This window comes from uncultured Mucilaginibacter sp., assembly GCF_913773635.1.
Lineage (GTDB): Bacteria > Bacteroidota > Bacteroidia > Sphingobacteriales > Sphingobacteriaceae > Mucilaginibacter.
Window position 1 is genome coordinate 270,034 of sequence record NZ_CAJYGQ010000003.1, and the last position, 22,671, is coordinate 292,704.

The 22,671-nt window shown below is 42.8% G+C and carries 19 protein-coding genes; 9 read left to right on the forward strand and 10 right to left on the reverse strand.

Features of this window, described 5'->3' with window-relative positions:
• The first annotated feature begins 283 nt into the window (after positions 1–283).
• From QZ407_RS02580 to QZ407_RS02595, 4 genes are all read left to right on the forward strand, one after another.
• A complete protein-coding gene (locus QZ407_RS02580) occupies positions 284–1,609 on the forward strand; it encodes a BNR repeat-containing protein (RefSeq protein ID WP_295767492.1) in 1,326 nt (441 codons plus the stop codon).
• A gap of 5 nt (positions 1,610–1,614) precedes the next feature.
• The gene (locus QZ407_RS02585) at positions 1,615–2,826 is read left to right on the forward strand and encodes a glycoside hydrolase family 88 protein (protein ID WP_295767493.1); all 1,212 of its coding nucleotides are present in this window, start codon (positions 1,615–1,617) and stop codon (positions 2,824–2,826) included.
• 64 nt (positions 2,827–2,890) lie between these two features.
• Complete coding sequence (locus QZ407_RS02590; protein ID WP_295767494.1) at positions 2,891–4,036, forward strand: M28 family peptidase; 1,146 nt, start codon at positions 2,891–2,893, stop codon at positions 4,034–4,036.
• A 43-nt stretch (positions 4,037–4,079) separates the two neighbouring features.
• Entirely contained in the window at positions 4,080–4,409 is a 330-nt protein-coding gene (locus QZ407_RS02595) for an SMR family transporter (RefSeq protein ID WP_295767495.1), read from the forward strand.
• Between the two features lie 12 nt (positions 4,410–4,421).
• Here the strand turns inward: QZ407_RS02595 and QZ407_RS02600 are convergent, their stop codons facing one another.
• Positions 4,422–6,890 (reverse strand): TonB-dependent receptor, encoded by a 2,469-nt coding sequence (locus tag QZ407_RS02600; protein ID WP_295767496.1) that lies wholly within the window; start codon positions 6,888–6,890, stop codon positions 4,422–4,424.
• Positions 6,891–6,999: 109 nt separating this feature from the next.
• Here QZ407_RS02600 and QZ407_RS02605 point away from each other — a divergent pair, with 109 nt between their 5' ends.
• Both QZ407_RS02605 and QZ407_RS02610 read left to right on the forward strand, forming a co-directional pair.
• Positions 7,000–7,656 carry a metal-dependent transcriptional regulator gene (locus QZ407_RS02605; RefSeq protein ID WP_295767498.1) on the forward strand — a complete coding sequence of 219 codons (657 nt, stop codon included), beginning with the start codon at positions 7,000–7,002 and terminating at the stop codon, positions 7,654–7,656.
• A gap of 43 nt (positions 7,657–7,699) precedes the next feature.
• A complete protein-coding gene (locus tag QZ407_RS02610; RefSeq protein ID WP_295767500.1) occupies positions 7,700–8,557 on the forward strand; it encodes a sulfurtransferase in 858 nt (285 codons plus the stop codon).
• On the opposite strand, the gene QZ407_RS02615 is transcribed toward QZ407_RS02610, so the two are convergent.
• Positions 8,558–9,481: a DsbA family protein gene (locus tag QZ407_RS02615; protein ID WP_295767502.1), complete on the reverse strand. Its 924-nt coding sequence runs from the start codon at positions 9,479–9,481 to the stop codon at positions 8,558–8,560.
• Positions 9,482–9,600: 119 nt separating this feature from the next.
• Between QZ407_RS02615 and QZ407_RS02620 the strand changes: the two genes are divergently transcribed.
• Positions 9,601–9,912, forward strand: a complete 312-nt coding sequence (locus QZ407_RS02620) for a helix-turn-helix domain-containing protein (RefSeq protein ID WP_295767503.1) — start codon at positions 9,601–9,603, stop codon at positions 9,910–9,912.
• Between the two features lie 59 nt (positions 9,913–9,971).
• On the opposite strand, the gene QZ407_RS02625 is transcribed toward QZ407_RS02620, so the two are convergent.
• The gene (locus QZ407_RS02625) at positions 9,972–10,142 is read right to left on the reverse strand and encodes a hypothetical protein (RefSeq protein ID WP_157540670.1); all 171 of its coding nucleotides are present in this window, start codon (positions 10,140–10,142) and stop codon (positions 9,972–9,974) included.
• A gap of 193 nt (positions 10,143–10,335) precedes the next feature.
• Here QZ407_RS02625 and QZ407_RS02630 point away from each other — a divergent pair, with 193 nt between their 5' ends.
• The gene (locus QZ407_RS02630) at positions 10,336–10,833 is read left to right on the forward strand and encodes a hypothetical protein (protein ID WP_295767504.1); all 498 of its coding nucleotides are present in this window, start codon (positions 10,336–10,338) and stop codon (positions 10,831–10,833) included.
• Between the two features lie 53 nt (positions 10,834–10,886).
• On the forward strand, positions 10,887–11,885 hold the full coding sequence (locus QZ407_RS02635) for an acetyl-CoA carboxylase carboxyltransferase subunit alpha (protein ID WP_295767505.1): 999 nt from the start codon (positions 10,887–10,889) through the stop codon (positions 11,883–11,885).
• Between the two features lie 56 nt (positions 11,886–11,941).
• On the opposite strand, the gene QZ407_RS02640 is transcribed toward QZ407_RS02635, so the two are convergent.
• From QZ407_RS02640 to QZ407_RS02670, 7 genes are all read right to left on the reverse strand, one after another.
• Positions 11,942–13,273 carry a TldD/PmbA family protein gene (locus tag QZ407_RS02640; RefSeq protein ID WP_295767506.1) on the reverse strand — a complete coding sequence of 444 codons (1,332 nt, stop codon included), beginning with the start codon at positions 13,271–13,273 and terminating at the stop codon, positions 11,942–11,944.
• A 7-nt stretch (positions 13,274–13,280) separates the two neighbouring features.
• A complete protein-coding gene (locus tag QZ407_RS02645) occupies positions 13,281–14,918 on the reverse strand; it encodes a TldD/PmbA family protein (protein WP_157540674.1) in 1,638 nt (545 codons plus the stop codon).
• A 52-nt stretch (positions 14,919–14,970) separates the two neighbouring features.
• On the reverse strand, positions 14,971–16,758 hold the full coding sequence (locus QZ407_RS02650; RefSeq protein WP_295767507.1) for a hypothetical protein: 1,788 nt from the start codon (positions 16,756–16,758) through the stop codon (positions 14,971–14,973).
• A gap of 6 nt (positions 16,759–16,764) precedes the next feature.
• On the reverse strand, positions 16,765–18,849 hold the full coding sequence (locus tag QZ407_RS02655) for a DUF4175 family protein (protein WP_295767508.1): 2,085 nt from the start codon (positions 18,847–18,849) through the stop codon (positions 16,765–16,767).
• Positions 18,850–18,882: 33 nt separating this feature from the next.
• Positions 18,883–20,400, reverse strand: a complete 1,518-nt coding sequence (locus QZ407_RS02660) for a BatA domain-containing protein (protein ID WP_295767509.1) — start codon at positions 20,398–20,400, stop codon at positions 18,883–18,885.
• Positions 20,401–20,406: 6 nt separating this feature from the next.
• Positions 20,407–21,279 carry a DUF58 domain-containing protein gene (locus QZ407_RS02665; RefSeq protein WP_295767510.1) on the reverse strand — a complete coding sequence of 291 codons (873 nt, stop codon included), beginning with the start codon at positions 21,277–21,279 and terminating at the stop codon, positions 20,407–20,409.
• A 187-nt stretch (positions 21,280–21,466) separates the two neighbouring features.
• Entirely contained in the window at positions 21,467–22,459 is a 993-nt protein-coding gene (locus QZ407_RS02670) for a MoxR family ATPase (RefSeq protein WP_295767511.1), read from the reverse strand.
• Positions 22,460–22,671 lie beyond the last annotated feature (212 nt).

The following is a 22,671-nucleotide window of genomic DNA, read 5'->3' on the forward strand; positions in this document are numbered from 1 at the left end:
TTAGAGCAAACCCGCATTTTTGGCCGGTAAGCTAACGGTGAGTGCAGGTGGCATCCCGCCTAATGGTATCAAAGCAACTTTTAAACAAATAGTCAGCAAAGATTACGTCTGTTATAGAGTGGTATGGCTATTTCGTATTTATTCACTTTTTTTTGAATAACTTGACAAGTTTAAAGGGTTAAAAAAACGCCATATGATAGGCTCACTATCCAAAAAGTAAAAATGCTTAAGGTTCGGTATTATGTTTTAAAATGACGTATTTAGCATTACAACCAAATTGTAGATGCTTAGCTTTTTACGTACTTCTTTTATAGGGTTAATTACCTTATTAACTGCTGCTTGTTCTTTTGCACAACAGCGGGCGGTGATGTCAACAATTGCCTCAAACGGTTGGGCAAATAACTCCGTGAATACGGTTATATTCCGTAAAAATGCTTTGGTGACTTTTAATAATACGCAGTATGCTGCTTTTTATGACAGCGCCAAATATGTAGTTATTGCAAAGCATACTATTGGTGAAAATAACTGGCAGGTACAAAAAACACAATATCAGGGTGATGCTGCCGATGCACACAGAAGCATAAGCATTATGATTGATGGTGCCGGATTCCTGCACGTTGCCTGGGGGCAGCACAACAATCAGTTAAATTATGCCAAAAGTACAGCACCCGGCGCGTTGCAATTGGGCAGCAAACAAAATATGGTTGGCCTTAAAGAAGGTAGGGTAAGCTATCCTGAGTTCTATCGACTGGATAACGGCAATCTTTTGTTCTACTATCGTGATGGAGGGTCGGGTAACGGAAGTTTGGTTATTAACTGCTATGATTATAACTCGGGAAAGTGGAAGAGATTGCAGGAGAATCTGATTGACGGTGAGGGTAAACGAAGTGCCTACTGGCAGGTAGCTACAGATGTAAAAGGAAATATTCACTTATCATGGGTATGGCGCGAAACTCCCGACGTGGCAAGTAATCACGACATGGCTTATGCATGCTCAAAAGATGGAGGTAAAACATGGCTTAAATCTACCGGTCAAGCGTATGCTTTACCTATAACGGCCTCCAATGCCGAGTATGCTTGCAAAATTTCTGAAAAGAGCGAGCTCATTAATCAAACATCCATGTTTGCTGATGCGAACGGAACCCCTTACATCGCCACATATTGGCGCGCGGAAGGCGAAACCGTGCCACAGTACCAATTAGTTTTTAAAGATAAACATGGTTGGCATACCCGCAATTTAAAGTTTCGTACTACACCATTTAGTCTGAGCGGAACTGGTACCAAACGTATACCTGTATCACGCCCACAAATAATTGCCTGGAAAAACGGTAAAAGTATGGCTGCCGGTTTAATTTTCAGAGACGAGGAGCGGGGTAATAAGGTGTCGATTGCTATTAACAACAACTTAGCAGCAAATAAATGGCAGGTGTCAAACCTAACCGAACAGCAGGTAGGCTCATGGGAACCTACTTACGATACTGAACTGTGGAAAAACAAGGGCATACTCAGTTTATTCATACAACAAACCACCCAAATTGATGGCGAAGGTAAGGCCAATAATCCACCTTCAGCTGTGCAGGTACTGCAATGGAAACCAACAACCAAATAACAAAAATGCTATTCACAAAATCGGTGTTAACGGGATGCCTTTTGGGCTTGATGGTACTTACATCAGCTAATGCACAAGAATTAAACACATTCAAAGCTGATAAAGCCTTTTCAAAAACGCTCAAATCGCAGTTTCAGGATGCGGCCAAACAGTATAAACTGCAAATGAAGCGTATTAAGCCCGAACGTTTCCCTAAAACCTACTATGCTAAAACCGATAGCCTGGAAACCAGTAATTCAGGATGGTGGTGTAGTGGCTTTACGCCCGGCACTTTGCTGTATTTATATAAGGAAACCAAAGATGAAGCGCTGCTTGATGATGCAGAGATGATGCTAGGCTGGTTAAAAAAAGAGCAATTCAATAAAACTACACATGATTTAGGCTTTATGATGTATTGCAGTTTTGGCAATGCACTGCAAATTGCACCCAAGCCTGAATATAAAGAAATTCTCATCAACAGCGCAAAATCACTCCTAACCAGGTTTGATCCTAAAGTAAAAGCAATAAAATCATGGGATTCAAAGAAACCGGAGTACCTGGTTATTATTGATAACATGATGAACCTTGAATTGCTATTTTGGGCTACACGTACAACCGGCGATTCATCATTTTACAAGGTTGCGGTAACCCATGCCAACACTACGTTGAAAAATCATTTTCGCAGCAATTATAGTTCATATCATGTAATTGATTACAACCCGCTGAACGGCGAGGTGCAAAAAAAGAAAACTGCACAGGGGTATGCCGATGAATCAGCCTGGGCTCGTGGTCAGGCCTGGGGCTTATACGGTTACACAGTAATGTACCGCGAAACTAAAGACAAACGCTATTTAGAACAGGCAAATCATATTGCTTCTTTTATCTTAAATCACCCTAGTTTGCCTAAAGACAAAATACCTTACTGGGATTTTAACGCACCCGACATTCCAAATGCATTACGCGATGCCTCTGCAGGTGCAGTTATGGCTTCGGCACTGCTGGAGCTTTGTCGCTACACCAGCCTTGCCGAGGGCAAAACCTATTTCAGCGCGGCTCAAACCATGCTCAAAAATTTATTTACAGCACCTTACAAAGCCCCTCAAGGAACCAACGGCGGCTTTATATTACAGCACAGTGTTGGTCACAAGCCTCAAGGTACTGAGGTTGATGTACCCCTAACCTATGCCGATTATTATTTTGTTGAGGCTTTGATGCGCTATAAGCAGTTTGTAAAATAAGGTTTAAAGTCAGATTTTAAATTGCTATTACTTAGCGCTGCTCCCATGTCTTAAGCTAAACCTTATGAAATACTTACTAAGCCTTATTTTGATATTATTAACAAAAGCAACCATCGCGCAAGACTCCATATTTGCGCGTCGCATGGTTGATACCCTCACATCAAAACATTTTTGGGGGCGTGGCTACACTAATGATGGTATGGGTAAGGCAGCGGTATTCATAGCTCATGAGTTTAAAAGCTACGGCTTAAAGCCTATGAGTAGTAAGGACTTCATGCAGCCGTTCAGCTTTAATGTAAATACTTTTCCGGGTAAGATGGAGCTGAACATAAACGGAAAGGCATTAACACCCGGTCGTGATTTTATTGTGGCACCTGAAAGCCGGAGTATAAAGGCCCACGGAAATTTGGTACAACAAGACAGCGTAACCTTTCTTGATGTTGAGAATCATATTATCCTTACTGTAAAGAATAAACTTACCTGGTCTATATCGCAAGAGGTAGCCGATTATACTTCCATTGAAATTGATAAAAAAGCTCTTAAACAAGTTCCAACAAGCATAGGTGTAAACATCGAGAACAAGTTTGTAGAAGACTTTAAGGCCAATAATATTTGTGGTGTGGTGAAGGGGACCACCAAGGCTGATTCGGTTATTGTAATTACCGCACATTACGATCACTTAGGCGGCATGGGTAGCACAACTTATTTCCCTGGAGCCAATGATAATGCCAGCGGTGTTAGCTTGTTGCTTAGTTTGGCTAAGCATTACGCTGCATATCCGCAGCCATATACCCTAGCATTTATTTGCTTTGCAGGTGAAGAAGCCGGCATTTTAGGTTCGAAATTTTTTACTGAGAATCCTCTGATCCCGCTAAATAATATTAAATTTTTAGTGAATACCGATTTGGCCGGTACCGGCGAGGAGGGCATAACTGTGGTAAACGCGACCATATATCCTAAACAATTTGAGTTGCTCAAACAAATTAATGCGCAAGGCAATTACCTGGTTAAAGTTGTTTCACGCGGAAAGGCAGCCAACAGTGATCATTACTGGTTTACAGAGAAAGGAGTACCAGCTTTCTTCTTTTACACCATGGGAGGCATTAAAGCCTATCATGACGTATTTGATGTTAGTAAAACCCTGCCGCTTAATAAATACAATAGTTTATTTAAGTTGATGAACAGGTTTATAACGGCATTGCAGCAATAAAAACGCTTGGAATAAAAGTTTCACTATGTTTGCCTAATACAATATGAAATACTTATTCCTTTTCATCGCCATTATTTCTGAAGTTATTGCAACCAGCGCCCTTAAGGCCTCCGATCAGTTTAGCCGCTTTTGGCCGTCGGTTTTAGTGGTGGTGGGTTATGCCTCGGCGTTTTACTTTTTAAGTTTAACGCTTAAAGTACTTAATATGGGTATTGCTTACGCCATCTGGTCGGGCGTGGGTATTGTACTTATTTCAATAGCGGGCGTGGTTATTTATAAGCAGAAACTTGACTTGCCTGCTGTTCTGGGTATGGCGCTTATTATAGCAGGCGTTTTGGTTATCAATCTTTTTTCTAAATCAGCAGCACACTAAGTGCGTGCCTTGTTACAACGGCACAATCACTTTCAAACTCACATTTCTGCCAATATTGTAAATACCCGAACGTCCATTTGGTGAAGCTTGATGGTACTCAAAATATTTTAACCGGTTAAGATTAGATTGATACGCCTTGTCGAAAACATTATCCACCTGTAAAAAGACATCCACTACCGTTTTGCCGGTCTTGTTTTTAATTCCCGACCCTAAGCCTGCGTTCCAAAGCGTGTAGCCCGGTGTAGCGGTTTCTGTATTATCCAAAGCGTAAAAGCGGTTTTGGGTGGCATAGGCATCGGCTTCAATCTTTACGTATGGCTTGCTGAAGGTTTTAGATTCCTGCGATAAGTTTACGCGCATCTCAGAGCGTAAATGTAAAGGCGGAATAAATGGCAGATATTTCGCATCATTACCTGCACGGGCCAATAATTCGGGATTTTTGTTAAGTCCAGTAACATAAGCAAGGCTGTTGTTCCAGCAAAACCATTTTAACTTTTCTGGGTGTAAGTTTATGGTTGCCTCGGCACCATAGAGGCGGGCTTCTGATTGCTGGTATTGGTAGGTGCTATTGCCGGGCACAATAATTACAGGCTGTCCGTTAGCATCGTTTAAACGTGCCTGGTATATATAATTGTAAATATAGTTGTTAAAAAGTTCGGCACTGATGTCGGCATCTTTAAGGTAGGCAATTATGCCAATATCCTGCTGAATATTAAACTCGGGCTTAAAGGTGCGGTTACCCAGGTACACGATGTGTGCACCGGGGTCAAGGCCGTTGGAACCAATTTCGGTAATATTTGGTGCACGGTATCCCCGGGCAATGTTGGCTTTAAGTAATAGCCGTTCGCTTACATTGTAAGTTAACCCTAAACTGCCCGACCAGCCATTATATTCCTTGCTAAACGACGGGAATTGTAGATAAGTACCTACAGTATCGGCTCCGGTAACATGCTTCTGAAATCCGTTTTGCGGATTATCGGCCACAAAAAAATTATCCCATTTAATCTGCCTGTTATCAAGCCTTAAACCTCCGCTTATATCAACAGGGCCAAAGCTTTTTTTGGCGAAGATGAACGCGCCTATATCAAACGAATTATAATCGGGTATTGGGAAATCGGTGGCATCTTCACTGCGGTTGGTTTGATACATGCCGTTTACGCCAACCGAAGTTTCAATACCCGCCATTTGAGGCAGATTGTACTTTACATCATAATTAAGCGTATTCAACACCACATACAAACCCGGCTGGCTGGGCTGCGTAGGATGATTGTATTCGCGGCGGACGCTTTGTTGCCCGCCCAGTAACACATTTATATTGCCCTCGCCTACATTAAACTGGCTGCTATTGTAAAAGCGGTAATGCTGTATATGCTGGTAAAGCGGATTAAGCTTGTAAGTTTTCAATTCATTTTCCGGAACAATGGGACGGTTTTTTATGTCATCACCGTCATCCAATACCTGCCGGGTAAAGCGTCGGGTTAGTGAGTCGCGGCTGCCATCGGGTATCTCTTGTTTATTGTTAAACAATGTGGCAGCAAATTGCGTATAGCCCCATTTTTTATCAACCCGTGCCATGGCCGATAGGTTGAGTTCGTTATAAGCTGTTCCGTACACTCTGCCGTCGACGCTGTTTTTGTAGTTATGCGCCAGTTTACCGGTTCCGCGGGCAGTAAATCGCCACTCGTTACGCTTGTAAGCCAGTCCTAATGATGAACCTATGAGACCGTTATTAGTATGGTAGTCTACTGTGTAATCGCCTTTAAGGGCATTGTTTTCATAATTGGGTAAATAGGGTATCATGTTAATTACACCCGCCAAGGCATCCGAGCCGTAAGATAAACTGGCCGGACCTTTTACCACTTCAGCCCGGGCAATGCCATACTGGTCTATTTCAATACCATGCTCATCGCCCCACTGCTGGCCTTCCTGCCGTATACCATCATATAGGGTAAGCACCCGGTTGTAGCCCAAACCACGAATGAATGGTTTAGACACATTAGGTCCTGTAGTAACGGCACTTACACCCGGTACGCCTTTAATTACCGCATCAATAATGTTGTTATTCACATGCCTGTCCATATCCTTTTTAGCCATTACAGCTACAGGTACGGGGTTTTTGCGTACCTCGGTGGCTCGGCTTACGCCGGTTACTATCACATCGCTTAGTTTCGATTCGCTTTTTACCAAGCTTACATTTAGCACGGTTGCAGCATTGCCTTTCACCTCTGCGTTAAGCTGCTGCTTTTGGTACCCTAATGATGAGAATACGATGGTGTACTGCCCGGGAGCAAGATTGCTTAACTCGTAATGGCCATTGTTTGCCGTGCGGGTACCGGTAGTCTTATGAAGTATAGTAACTGAAGCAAAACCAATAGGCCCATCATTCAAAGATGTTACCTGCCCTTCAATGCTTCCAGTTTGCGCAAATGTTGCAGAGTACAGTATTGACAATGTGATGAATAAGTAAAAGTATTTTGCCATTGCTAATTATATAAATAGATAAAGCAAAATTATAAAATTAGGTTTGCCTAATTTTATAATTTGTAGAAATTATTTCCATAAGTTTGATTTGGCTAAGTCATACATCTAAATGAATACTTTTTCAGAAGAGAATTACCTGAAGGCTATTTTCAGGCTATCGCAAATGCCCGATAATAAAAAAATATCAACCAGTGCCATTGCCGAAGCGTTGGGAAACAACCCTGCATCGGTAGTTGATATGATACGTAAGCTAACCGATAAACAGCTTATTGAGTATGACAAAAAGAAAGGGGTGAAGCTCACTCCGCAGGGACAAAAAGATGCCATACAAATTGTACGTAAGCACCGCTTGTGGGAAGTTTTCTTACTCGAAAAACTAGAGTACCGTTGGGATGAGATACATGATATAGCCGAAGAACTTGAACATATCAAATACCACGACCTGGCCGACAGGTTAGAAAAATTTCTGGGTTTCCCGGAGTACGATCCTCACGGCGACCCTATACCCAAAGCCAATGGTAAAATGGCCAAATCTTTCTCGGCTTCACTGGCCGATGGTAAGGTGGGCGGTAGCTATCGTGTAGCCGCCGTGCGCGATACCAGCAGTGAGTTTTTGAAATACCTGCATAAGTTGCAGATCAATATTGGCACACAAATAAAAATTATTGAACAGATTGCGTTCGACCATTCACTGATCATCAGTATTGATAATGGTGAGGCAACTACGGTATCATCAAAGTTTGGCGAGAATATTTTGATTAGTTAACCCGTTGCTTTTATATATTTGATTTAAAACATCAGCCCAGCTTATGAAGCCTTTAATTGAAGCAACAGCGTTACAACAGTTAGACCCGTACTCATTTACCCTGATAGATGCCCGTGGGTTTGGCAACAGCCGCGAACGCTATGAACAGGGCCATATTGAGGGGGCGCTTTATATTGACCTGGAAGATTTAGCCTCGCATACAGAAAATGCTGCTATGGGTGGCCGTCACCCTTTGCCCAATTTAAATAGCTTTACCAGCCTGCTAGGTAGCCTGGGCATTATGCCCGATACTCATGTAATTGTATATGACGACAAAGCAGGAGCCAATCCTGCGGCCCGCTTTTGGTGGATGCTACGCTCGGTAGGACATGAAAAAGTGCAGGTGCTTAACGGAGGTTTGCAGGCAGCGCAGGATGCCGGGTTAAATGTTACCACCGATATATCCGCACCGCCCGAGGCAACACAATACCAGATTAAGCACGGTTTCAGCGGTACCGCGGATATTGAAGAAGTTAAAGCCGCTGCGGAAGATAGCAGCCGTATGGTGATTGACGTACGTGAAATTCAACGTTATTTAGGACAAACCGAGCCGCTTGATTTAATAGCCGGTCATATTCCGGGAGCCATTAACGTGCCTTATAATACCAACATGGGCGAGGGTAACCGCTATTTATCGCCTGAGCAACTGAAAGCTAACTATGCAAAAGTATTCGGTGATGTTAAGCCCGAACAGGTAATTGTGCATTGCGGATCTGGTGTTACGGCCTGCCATACCTTACTGGCTTTAGAGCAGGCCGGTTTAACAGGAGCGAAACTCTACGTAGGTTCATGGAGCGAATGGTCGCGCCGGAATTTACCCGTTGCAACCGAAAATGGCATCATAGCGCCGGAGAATAAGTAATTATTTACCGCTCAACATCCATAAGTCGCCGTTTTTGCATTGGTAGCAGCTTAGTAGGCCTTGTTGCAGCAAGTCGTTCAAAATAACGTTAGCATACGTTTTGCTTATTTCACTTAATTCAGCAAATTCTCTGGTAGTCATGGTAGGGTAAACGCCAAACAGGCTCTGCCAGTCTCTTGCATACGCAAACCTATCCACCTGCGGAACAAGCTTTTTGATAGCTGTTTGGTAAACATCGTATGGTTTTGAGCCATATACCCGTTCACTATTACCCAACGCATCGTTAAAAAACATGGTTGGAAAACCTCTTACGCTAAGGCTTTTGGCCAGGTCAAGGTCTTGCTGAAAGGAAAGTTTTGCGGTGTTGTTAAAGTCGTTCTGTAGTTTATTCAATTCTAAACCCGCAAGGTTTCCTGCTTGTTCGATAAACTCCCATTTGGTAATATTCTTTTTTTTAAGAAATACCATTTCGCGCATCATACGTAGCATAGCTACGGCCTTTGTATTATCCTGTAATTGGGCTGCCTTTAAGGCAATTGAAGGTGGGTAAGATGAATCCAATGGATCTTCCAGCCACACATCACCGTCAATAGGCATATCATAGTGCAGGCTAACCTCATCCCAATGGTGGGCTACGTCTGAAGGTTTGCTTATTCCTCCGCTGTTGTAGCTCCAATCGGGTAGGAGGCCACCCATGTGGTATTCTACCTCAAGGATGTGTCCGTATTCTAGCTTTAACTTTCGTAGTTGCGGTTCAATACCCCAGCACGATGAGCAAATAGGGTCGGTAAAATACAGCAGCTTCAGTGGCTTGCTACCTTTTTCTACCGGTATGGTTTGAACGTTGTTTTCCTGCGCTGGTGTTTCGCAAATACCGGTTTCAATGTTGCAAAGTAATGGATTGCTATCTAGTGGTGTAGTCATCTGTTGTTAAGTGAACGGTTGGCAAGTTGTAAAGCGTTTGCTTTGCTTGGTGACGCAACCGTTTGTACATTGCGCAAAATTGATCAATATCGTAAACACTATCAATTAGTCAGAAAAACATGACCACCTTAAACGCCGATAACACCGATGACAATTGCCCGGCACAAGCCTTATTAAAAACGTTATCAGGCAAGTGGAAGCCTCAGCTTTTTAAGTTGGCCACAATAGCACCTTTAAGGTTTAATAATTTGTTGCGCCAACTGGATGGTAGTAATAAGCAATCGTTATCTGCCGCATTAAAAGAACTGGCTGAGGCCGGTATACTATGTAAACATACTTTACAAACAAAGCCGCTGCATATAGAGTATTCGCTCACGGAAAAGGGTAAGCTAATGATTCCGATATTCCAAGAGCTTGAGGGCTTGATTTGAAAATGTATAGGTTAAAAAAGTAAAACCCGGGATCAGTCAAAACCCGGGTTTTAGTTTTATTAGTGGCGACGGTAACCATTGTTGTCATACGGGCCATGGTGCCTGTCGTAATGGCGATGGTAGCGATCATAATTGCGGCCACGGCCACGACGTTGCTGTTCAACCATACAGCTACTTAATGATACTACAACCGATGCTAATAATGCTATGCTTAAAATTATCTTTTTCATAATGTGCTTATTGTAATTATGATGATTGGAGTATATCTATACGCAAAGGATTAATGCGTCATACATCTGTTACAGATGGGATGGAAGTAATTGATATAGTGCCTTTAAAACGCCTGTTACAATAAAATGTATTAACCAATAGTTGTATTTTTATAAAATTCTACATTTTTTTGAAGCAATTACATTTGCGCCTATGTTTAAAAAATTACTCGTTGCGTGCGGTTTGTTAACAGGGATTGTATCAGCAAAAGCCCAAACAGATAGTTCAGTAACGCCCTCGGTTATTAAAACCCTTACGTTGAAGCAGTACGTTGACTATCAGAAAGGTCCGACGTTAGAAACTATGGCTTTGCCGGCTACACTAAATCGCTACCCTATGCCAGATGACGTGCTTAAGTATAAAAAAGATTTGAAGCTAACGCCTGAGCAGGTAAAGAAGATTACCGAGATAAGTAAGTACCTGCAACTGAAGAAAACGGAGATTGGTCAATCGGTTATACGTAACGAGAAAAAGCTTGATGATTTGTTTACCACGCAAAAGGTTGATGAAGGAAGTATTGCCTTTTACGGTAATCGCTATGGTTTATATGAGGGTGAGTACCGCACCTCAGTGTTAATGGCATGTTATAATACTTATAATGCGCTCAACCCGCAGCAAACCAAACAGTACTGGAAGCTCAAAAAACCTTAATTAGCAATATTTGCGTTCAATTTGCTTAACTTAGCCCCCCGTTACAAAGGATTATGAAAATTACGTTTGATTTTGAAAAGCCGCTTTCTGATTTGCAAACGCAGATAGAAAAAATAAGACAGGTTGAAGAAAAGACCAAGGTTGATATGTCGGCTACGTTGAACGAGTTGCAGGACAAGTTTGAAGAAGCTAAAAAAACGATATATACCAACCTTAGCGGATGGCAAAAAGTGCAGATATCGCGTCACCCCGATCGCCCGTATACCTTACAGTATATTGAGCTGATGTGTGATGACTTTATTGAGCTGCACGGCGACCGCAACGTGGGAGATGATAAAGCCATTATAGGCGGATGGGGTACCATTGGAGGCCAAACTGCCATGATTATCGGTCACCAAAAAGGTAAAAACACTAAAGACCGCCAGTACCGTAATTTTGGTATGGCCAACCCCGAGGGGTACCGCAAAGCCTTGAGGCTGATGAAAATGGCCGAAAAGTTTAATAAACCGGTTATTACCCTTATTGATACCCCCGGAGCATATCCTGGCCTTGAAGCTGAAGAGCGCGGACAAGGTGAAGCTATTGCCCGTAACATCTTAGAAATGTCGGTGTTAAGAGTGCCGGTTATTTGTGTGGTTATTGGCGAAGGTGCATCAGGTGGTGCTATTGGTATTGGCATTGGCGATAAAGTTTACATGCTGGAGCATACCTGGTACTCGGTAATTTCGCCGGAGTCATGCTCATCTATCCTGTGGCGTACCTGGGATTACAAAGAGCGTGCTGCCGAAGCGCTTAAATTGACCTCGAATGAGATGTTTAAAAACAAGCTGATAGATGGTATTATTAAAGAACCTCTTGGCGGCGCTCATCAGGATCCGATTGCCATGGCATCAGTATTGAAAAAGCAACTGGTAAAAGATTTAAAAACACTTAAGGACCGTAACATTGACGAACTGGTTAGCGAACGTGTAGACAAGTTCTGTTCAATGGGCGTTGTTATTGAAGACGAGCCTGCAGCTACAGCACCGATTATTAATGATCAGGAAGTTTAAATTCCTTTAATATCCTCAAACAAAAACGCCTCTCAATTTGAGAGGCGTTTTTGTTTTTATACCGCGTCTGACAAAGACGAGAAGGTAAAATCCCTGATCTTCATTGGTGGAATAAGATAGCTTCGGTAGCTCTCTACACTGATGGCGCGCTCGGGTTTGCCGAGGGCTTCTACATTGTTGAGCATAATTACCGGGCTTTCATTAAAGCGCATATTTTTGATGGGGAATTTTATCTTGCCATTTTCAATATAAAACGTACCATCGCGGGTAAGACCAGTTAAGGCCAATACCTGAGGGTCAACCATACGAATGTACCACAGGCGCGATACCAGAATGCCGCGCTCCGTGCTTTTAATCATTTCTTCGAGTGATTGTGTTCCACCCTCCATAATAATATTACTTGGGCCGGGCTGTGGTTTTACGCCTTTCTTTTCGGCCCAGTAGCGTGAATAGCTCAGGTTTTTAACCACTCCTTTATCAAACCAGTAAGTTTTTTCTAAAGGCAAGCCATCGCCGGTCCAGGTTCCTGAAGGTAATTCAGCATTAAAAGGATCTGAATAAATAGTAACCTTTTCGTCCAGTAATTTTTCGCCCAAACGCGTGCCTCCACCTTTTTTGCTTAAAAAGCTACGGCCTTCATCAGCGCTGCGTGCATCAAACCTAAACATGTTTTCCATCATGTAGGCAGCAGCGGTAGGCTCTAAAATAACGGTGTATTTACCTGGCTCAATGGCGCGCGCACCAACTGAACCAGTTGCTTTTTGAGCAGCAATTTTTGTTGCGGCAAAGGTGTCCAGCTTACTCACATCAGTAAAGCCGCGTGCTGCGTAACCCGAACCCGTTCCCTCAGCATTGCGGGTAGTTACTGAAAATGTAACATCGGTTGATTTGTTGTAGGCAAACAAACCTGCTGAATTCATCACGGCGCGAAAATCTGTAGAGTTTTCAAGGAAACCGGCGGCTTGTAAATTTGCAGCTTTGGTTACCTCTAAACTTTTGGCAACCAGCTCGGCCCTGCCTTCGGGGGTCATAGCGGCTGTCTGATCATTATATGTGGCGGCATCTTTAAATGTTTGCGGTCCCAACGGTGGCATATACTCCGGATTGGGTGGAGCCAGTTGTGCCAGTTCTTCTGAACGGCGCACTACTTTTTCTAACGATGCATCATCGAATTCATTTATGGTAGCCGTTCCGGTTTTTTTGCCAAAGGTAGAGCTTACTGCTAAACCCAGGGTACCTATATCTCCGGCGGTTGATACTGCGTTTAAAGCGTAGCGTATATTGCCGCCTTCGCTGCCGCCAAGGCTTACTTCACAAGCTTCGGCTTTTGAATAACTAAGCACTTTCTTTAATAAAGCCTGTGCTTCTTCTTTGCTAAGTATGGGCATATCTTAATTATCCAATTTTACGTTTAACATTAATTACATTCACACCGGTAAACTTGGTGGTTGATGAGCCGTGCGATACTGCGTTAGATTGGCCCGGCTGGCCTTTACCATCATTGAAAGCGCCGCCTAAACGGTAGTCGCTTTCATCGCAAACAGCTGCACATGAATTCCAAAACTCCTGGTTGGTTGCCTGGTAAGCTACATCGTTAAGCATGCCTACAATTTTTCCGTTCTTGATTTCATAAAACAGCTGACCGCCAAACTGGAAGTTATAACGCTGCTGGTCAATAGAGAATGAACCGTTACCCACAATATAAATTCCTTTTTCAACACCTTTAATCATGTCATCGACACTCAACTTGGCTTTGCCCGGTGCCAGTGATACGTTAGGCATACGCTGAAACTGTACATCGCTCCAGGTTTGAGCGTAGCAGCAGCCTTGCGACTCTTTAAGGCCAATAACATGCGCCTGATCACGTATGGTTTGGAAATTGGTTAAGATTCCGTCTTTTACAATATCAAACTGCTTAGGTTGTACGCCTTCATCGTCATAACCTACTGCACCTAGTGAGCCTTTCTGACTGCGATCGGCCACTACGTTTACGTTTTTGCTGCCAAAGCGGAAGTTGCCCGATTTAAGTTTATCAACGGTTAAAAAACTGGTTCCTGCATAGTTTGCTTCGTAGCCTAACACACGGTCGAGCTCGGTAGGGTGAGCAACCGATTCGTGAATGGTTAACCACAAGTGCGACGGATCTAACACAAGGTCGTATTTGCCCGGCTCAACTGATTTTGACGAGACTTTTTCTGTTGCATTCTTGGTAGCGTTCTTAACATCCTCCAGCATGTCGTACCTGTTTTTGTACCGGGTAACAATACCCTTTACTTTTTCAGATTCAACGGGGTTTAAATACTCGTAACCCATGCCTACCGGTGAGCTTAAAGCTGCGCGTGTTTCAAATGCTCCTTTGGCGGCATCAATTTTTGTAACGCTGAAGTTAGGGTACAGACGATGAATATCCTGATCGATGTATGAACCATCGGTAGAAGCAAAAAACTTCTGCTCATTAATGGCTAAAATGGTTGAGTTTACAAAGTTTGCACCACCGGCCAGTGCAGCGCCGTTTACTGACATCAGTAGGTCTACCTTTTCCTTAATAGGAACCTCAAATGCGTTTTTTTCAATCGGTGTTTTCCAGCTAACCTCGCCAAAGCCTTTTTGAGGAGCCAGTTGAACAGGTTTGCCGCCAATTTTAGCGTTAGCCTTAGCTACGGCTACAGCCCGTTCGGTAGTTTTGGCTATACCATCTTTGGTTACGTTGTTGGTAGCTGCAAAGCCCCAGCAACCATTAACCAATACACGTATGCCTACGCCGTATGATTCGGCATTAGCCACATTAAGTACTCGGGTTTCGCGGGTAACAACAGCCTGGTTAAGGTAGCGGCCAATACGAATATCGGCATAAGAAGCGCCTTTTGATTTTGCCATGTTAAGGGCAACATCGGCAAGCTCTTTCTTAATGCGTGCGTCTACCTGGTTCAGTGCTTCGGCCGGGTCAATAGGCGTACCGAAGGCGGGCAGGTTAGGCAGCATCATAGCACCGGCACCTACGCCCGAGAGGTAAATAAAATTTCTACGTTTCAAGGTTTAATCCTCCTTTTGCAGTTAGTTATAGTTTGAGTTTAATAGTTTTTTTTCAGAGCTGAATGGAAAACTTGCGTTCTATCCATAAGAATGTACAAGCTAATAATAAAATCACATAAAACCAGAATTTTGGAACTTCTGACTGTGTTTTTTGCTGTATTTGTTTTGTTACAGATGATTTTTGATTTGATTTAGCGGCAAATTCTTTCGTTTCGTTTGCTTTTATTAAGTTTTTTATACTTTTCCAGTGCTTAGTATCATAAATGTACAGCCAATCTTCGCCTTTCGTATTAAAGTTGGTTCGTTGCCAGCCAGTTGTTGATGGATTGTAATTTAATTTCCACCGATAGGGTAAAATTTCGCTCTGTAAAGGTGATATTCTATCATTATTTACTGAAGTCTCTTCTCCTGATGTTGTGCCGTTATAAATAAGCTCAACAGGTTGCCCAATATTAGGTACGGGCGTATCCACTTTGTAACTTTGAATAGTTGATGATTGCTTTGCAGCCTTATTTATAAGTAAAGACCAAAGTGCTGCGTAATCGTTTAGGTTGCCGTTTAGTAACCAGGCATAAGTATGGTTAAGCGTAGTGAAAACAATTTTGCCGCCACCTGCAATAGTTGTAGCAGCTAAACCATAATTTTGTGCATCGGCTACGAGGGTTTGCGTGTTATTACGATAGTTGATGTATGATGCATCGATATTAAGTTTAGCGGTTTTAGTGGCTTTACCTTGTAATGTCAACGCAATTATAGGCTGCTCTTTTAAATTCAACGTACTCACGGGGAAGTCGCGTTGGAGCCATGAAGGTACGTTAGACGAGCTATCAGCTTTCACAATAACACCAAGTCCTTTTTGAGTTACCTCATTACGCAGTGCCAAAGCCTCGGCTGTTGACAGCGTTTTCAGGGTAGAGAGGTCGCCTACCACCAAATCAAAACGGTTTAAAATGCCGGCATCGATACGTTGCAAATTCAGCTTATTCATATTAACAAACTCAGTGCTGCTTTTATCTTTACTGATGGTTGCCCTGGTAGCTACGGCATAACCGTTTTCGCCCAGCCAGTTTTTAAGAAATCGGTTTTCAAAGTTTGGCGCAGCATTCAGCAGCAACACTTTTAGGGGTTTGGTAGGTAATATTTGTATTGGTACCGCGTCATTACTTAAAGTATCGGAGCCGGATAAGGCCAAAAGATGGTAGACCACAGGACCAGTTAGTTTTGGTGTAGTGCTAAGTTGAAACGAAGATGTGCCGGGAGCTATACTTGTCGAATCGAGCGATGTATTCAATCCTTTAAGCAATAATTTAACAGGCCTTTTATACTTATTAAGGTAGCTACCTTGTAATGAAAATATATCACCCGCTTTAATTTTAGCGGGCCAGTTAACTGACGTGTATCCGGTAGCTGGTTCGGGCGCATTGAAGCTTACATGCAATTTGCTAAGTGGCTCCAGTTCATATTTATTTAAACCATGTCCCAGTATTTGTAGATGGGTAACTGTAGGTTTACAGTGAATCAGTTCTTCGGTACTGCCAATAAGTTTGGCCTTTGCGTATTGTTTTTGGATAGCCTTATCAATAGTGAACACAGCAACTTTAGCGGGAATGCTATCAATATTGAAACCTTCGGTGAGGAGTACAGCCTTGGTGTCTTCGCTAATATTGGTTTGCTTAGTGTAACTCACCGGCAAAGTAATACAGGCCAATGCGCCAACCGCAATACAAACGGCTATAATACGCCAAATCAAACGGCGTTTATCGGCACGGCTAAACTCCTGCCAGGTAAACAACAGTGATAATAAAAGGCATATAATGACAACTGTTAAAATCCAGCTCATATTCGTTTACCGGTTTAAGTTGTTAAAATAACGTTGGCCCAAACCCATATCAGCAGTAGTGCCTGTTGCCGATGGCTTTATTTTGCTTTCAGGCAGGCTTCTTTGAATAGCTTTTTCTACCAGGGCGCGGTCGCTTGCCAATATTTGTTTGTTATATGCCAATATGCGGCGTACGGCACTAACCGCTTTTAAATAAATTCCCGGCTGCGTTGATGCCTGCTGCGCCAGTTGCTGAGCGGCCAGTTCCAAAATGCGTTTGTCGGCTAAGGTTAACACCTGGTGTTTGGAATGCTCTAAAACTACTGCTGCTTTCTTCAGTATCTCAAACTTATCTGTAGCAGGTTTTATTTTTTGTTGGTTAACCGGCTCTGCTATTTTACTTAAATCGCCGCTTAGTCGTTTTTCGGGCTTAATGGGTGGTGGATTGTAATTGGTTTTAGCCACGTACGAGCGCGATTTTTGTTGTAGATCTTTAAGCAGGCGTAAGGCTTTATACTCAAAAGGCAATGCATCCTGTGGTTTGTACAGGCGCAACCGCAGTTCGGCCTTCCACATTTCATTTAGTGTAGCTTTAAGTTGTGACTTGGCCGCAGGCTCTAAAAAAGTGGCGTCTTCGGCATTATCGTGCTTATCAGTAAATGCATCCATTACCATTTTGGCGTTGCCAAAATTTTCGGCTTTGCCAATTTCTTGGTTATCTTCTCCTTCGGTCCCACTTTCATCTTCTTCGCCCAGAAACTTGCCGTAGCGTAAGCGCAGCAGCTTTTGATCGGTGCCTAATTCGTTACAGCGGTTTTTAAAGGCGGCGGTGCTAAGACTGTCTTTTTCTTTAAGTAGCTTTTCGGTATCCAAAATGATCTGTCGCTGACTGCGGAAGTATTCAGGTTTAATGTTGGCCGCCGCTACAATGCCGTCCATGCTTAACAATTGGGCCGTGTCCTGAATGGAAACGATGAGTACATCAGTACGGCTTTTCTGCTGGTGCGTGTCCAGGGCCTGTATGTAAAAGTACAATTCATCGCCCGGTTCCATATTGAGTTTGGGCAGATCAATAGTGCGTTGCAGATCATAGCGGCGACTATGCGCCGAAAACGGTGTGTTGAAACTGAAAACCGTATCTTTAAATTTTACCGACTCGCCGCTGCCTTTGGCTATGGTTGCAAAAATTTGTGCATTGTTAACGCCATAATCATCGGTAACGGTGGTGTTAATGGCTACACGTTGTGCTTCGCCCGCATCAATGTGAGTATACTGTTTGGGTGACTTGATGTGAATAACAGGAATGGCATCCTTAATAACCTGAATTTGATACAGGTCTGATGATTTTCCATTAATACTTACCTGGTAAAAGCCGGGCTTGGTGATTATTCTGCGTGCCTGCCAATCTGTTTTATTTACGCTGCTTAGTGCTATCTTCTCTCGTTCATTAAATAGTAAAAACACATCTTTAACGTCAATATTGGTGCTGATGTTCCAGCTAACCAAAGCACCTTCTTCTGCGTTGATAGTGAATTTGTCTTGCGTACGTGTTGTCTTGCGCGTATAAGCGGGAGGAGCAATCTTAAGCAATACGCCGTCTATTTGAGGTAGTACTTTTTCGGGCGGCAGGTTTTTTTGTGTTGATTGGTTCGTGTTAACTTCATCGGCCCCGCCTGTGATTTTACTAAACTTACCTAGCTTTAAAATAGCAATACTGATAATTAAAGCACCTGCAAGTAACCATGCTGCTTTTTTTAGTTGTTGCATAAACGCAGCCGGCTCTTCGGATAATTGTAATATGGCGGTTTCTAACTTACTCACCTGCAATCGCTCCAGTAAATTAAGATTGTCTGCAGGTTTAATTATCAGTTGGCTGCTCTCTTCAAGTTGTGGGAAATAAAAGTTGAGATAGCGGCAAATGATTTCTAAACTTGTTTTCCAGGGGCGGTATATGAATGTTACTACTGCAAGCACCGTTAAGAATACTAATATGGCCGCTATTATAGTTTTGCCGGGCAGCAAATAGTAACTCACACTGCCTGCCAGCAAAGCACATGCAATAGCAACAAACACCCCTGCTGCCAATTGGTAGCAAATATAGCGTTGCCGCATTTGATGTAGTTTATGTATTGCTGCCTGCTCCATTTATGCAACTGAAGGGTGAGGTTTATAATGAGCCAACCAACGTTCGGCCGCAAATACAATAATGAGCGCAAGCCAAAAATAACGGCTCAGGCTTTTTGTCTCGGTAATTTTAGCTGTCGTACTTGCCGTTTGATTAGTACTAATGTGGGGCCTGTATTGTGACGCACTTAAAGTGCGCTTGTCATAAGCAGGGTTTAGCGGTTTTTCATCAATCATTAGTTGAAGCATCCATGCCGGGAAATTGCTGCTCCACACTAAATTATTGTATGCTGGGTTAAAGCGATTGTAAAAGCGGTAAAGCTTTTTTGAACCTTGCTGCTCAGTGGTTAAAACCGGGTTGCCAAAGCCATCCTGCCAAACAGGTATGCCTTTAACATTGGCCGCTGTTATAGTTCTAAATAGCTGAGTTTTGTCATCCTCAGCCAGTGAAGTGGCAAACGCACCTGCGTTGCTCGTCCAGGTATTAATGTTGGTTACTTTACCGCTTTGATAAGTGAATATATTTTGTGCCAATACATTACCAACTGGTTTATCTGATAGCCAAAACAACCAGTCAGCGTTTTTTGGGATAGCACCTTCACTACTCACTATTTTAATGCTGATATTGCGTTGGCTAAATTGGCTTACGGCCTGTAGTGCGGCTTTCAGATAGTTGGCGTCAAGCTTATTGTTGTTGGTATAAATAATTACCTGTAAGGTTTTTGTATTAATGTAAGTTGCTGGTAGTTTGCTGTTGTTAAGCTTAACACTTGCATTGCCGCCCGTTGTTTGAATAATGTAAAACTCGTTTGAGCCATTATTAGCTTTTACGTTTTCAAAAGAAAAGGTATTGCCCGATGGCGTGCTTTTGCCCTGCACTACCCTTATATTGCCGTTTGGCGTGAACCATGCATCGTGTATCCATGTGATTACCGAATCGGCAGGAATATAGGTTTGCCATTTAAGGTTGAGTGCCACATTGGGCTTTTTGCCTTTAAAATGTTTGATTTGGTTTGGTGTAAATAAGCAAATATGGAGGGAGGTGTCTGCTTTTAAATCAAGCTCTTTAACTAAATTCCAGTAATTGCCTATAGTTGAGTTTTGAGCTTTTATGGAATCTTTAGGGTGCAGGAAAATTTGTTTTAGGTCAGATTTGCCAAAGCCATAATTAAAGTAATGAAATTCGTAGCCGGCTTGAGTTAGCGAGTCTATTTGCGGTTTAAACTTTTGATAGGTTTCGCTAAGTCTTTCGCGTGGAATAAGCACCCAGCCTTTTGCTTTAGCTGCCTGCACCCGCTTTTGCCAAACGGGAGAGGCTAGTAAGGAAGCCAATAACACCAGTAATAGGCAACGTAATATAAATAACAAAATATCAAGCAATTTAAAACTGCGGCTGCTTTTGCGTGAGGCAGCCTCAATAAGCGTAATGCTGCCTACTTTAAGTACTTTGCCTGTACGGATATTCCACAAGTGTATTAACACCGGTATAATAACCGCTGCACCGCCAATAAACCATACGGGATTTAAAAATTGGAACATTGTGTTTTAAACGCCTTTATTTCTTTGCACCAAAAATGCCTGCAACGCCTCATCCAAAGGTTGAGCAGTGCTAATCATACGGTAAACTATACGCTTGCCCAATAGCTGCATGCGTATGTTTTCTAAATGTGTTTGTAATGCCTGTTTATATTGTTGTTTGGCCTGGGTTCCAACCTGTATCACCTCACCTGTCTCCAAATCTTCGAGAGCTGAGTAGCCTTTGAAATCGAAGTCGAGTTCATTTTGCGCCATTAATTGAAAAACAATTATTTCATGCTTCAATGCTGCCAGTGAGTCTAATAGTTTAAAAATTTCACCTTCGGGTTGATACATGTCAGTGATAAAAACCAGCAATTCTTTACGCCTGGCACCTGCAAAAAGCTCTTTGTAATGTATGGGCTGTGTGAAAGTACCAGCCGGCTCAATGTTTTCCAACTGATGATACAGCCGCTGTAAATGTTGCGGGTCTGGTTTGGCAGCTAATGAAAATAAGCCACCTTCCTTAAATATGTATAAACCCGCAGCGTCGCCCTGTAGGTTGGCTAAATAAGCCAATGATGCAGCCAGGTAACGTGCATAGTCAATTTTAGTCATGGTACCATCATTATGGTTCATGGAGGCGCTGGCATCAATTAAAAACCTTACCGATATGCTTGTTTCAACTTCCGACTCTCGGATGTAGTACCTGTCGCTGCGGGCAAACATGCGCCAGTCAAGCCAGCGTAAATCGTCGCCGGGTTGGTAGCTGCGGTACTGACTGAACTCTAAGCCCGGCCCTTTTACAGTACTTTTATTAAAACCATTCATAAACCCGTCAATCACTGATTTAGCTAACAGCGGCAGGTTTTTGATGGTAGTTAGTACTTTAGGATCGAGCATTGTTTTAAATTTGGAGTCCGGATGTTCGATTTAGTTTTTTTCCTATTTAAATTGTCATTTAGTATAACGGAAAATTTGTTAAGGCTGCTAAGCGTTGCTTAAGTAACTGTATTTTTTCCCTTGTTGAGAAGAAATGGTGGTAAAGCTCTTCCTTTTAACCTTGGCCTCTGGTTATTGTCTCTTAGTTTTACACCTTTGGTCTTTCTATTAGCCTAATCAACTCTTCTGTTGCCTTGTCTGATGTGATGCCTTCGGCTTCAGCCTTAAAGTTCATTAGCACGCGGTGGCGTAATACCGGCGTAGCCATAGCATGAATGTCTTCCATAATAACAGCGTACCGGCCTTTTAACAGCGCCCTTGCTTTGGCGGTTAATATTAATGCCTGCCCCGCGCGCGGGCCGGCTCCCCAGCGTACCCACTCCTTTACATAGCTATAAGTAGAGGTATCCGGTCGGGTGGCACGAATTAGCAAGCTAACGTAGCGTATTAAATCTTCGCTAATGCTAACCTGCCTTACCAAGGCCTGAGCCTGTTGTATCTCCTCGGCTGTTATAACCGGGTTAACGGTTGCTTTGGCAGTGCCTGTAGTGCGGTTTAATATGGCAAACTCTTCCTGCTCGGTAGGGTAGCCTATTTGTATTAAAAGTAAAAAACGGTCTAATTGTGCTTCGGGCAGCGGATATGTTCCTGCCTGCTCTATAGGGTTTTGTGTAGCCAGAATAAAGAAAGGCTTATCTAACGGATAGGTTTGCCCGCCGTAAGTTACTTCAAACTCCTGCATGGCTTCCAGTAAGGCTGATTGCGTTTTAGGAGGCGTACGGTTTATTTCATCGGCCAGTATAATGTTGGCAAACAGCGGCCCTTTGTTAAACTTAAAAAAGCGCTTACCAGTTGCATGGTCTTCTTCTAAAATTTCCGTACCAATAATATCAGTAGGCATCAAATCGGGCGTGAATTGTATACGGCGAAATGATAGGTGTAGCGCCTGAGACATGGTTTTAACCAATAGTGTTTTGGCCAAACCCGGAACACCCTCTAACAACGCATGGCCTCCCGCTAAAAAAGCTACCAAAAGCTCGTCCAGAATATGCTCTTGTCCTACAATTACTTTTTGTATTTCGGTTTTTAACTGCGGAAGTTTTGCCAGCAGTGATTTAACGTGAGTTTCTGTTAGTTCCAAAGCTTAAAAGTATTAAGGTAAGTAGCGTGCTTCGTTAAAGCAGGCATATTATGCCGTATTATTACCAAATAACATTTGGTTAATGCATCAGGCATCACAATATATTGTGATTTGAGATTAAAAGCAGAATTATTTTATAAAAATTTGAATTAAGTATTCAAAAATTTACAAACGATGTAATTAAAAACGGTATACCGACAAAATTTTGTACT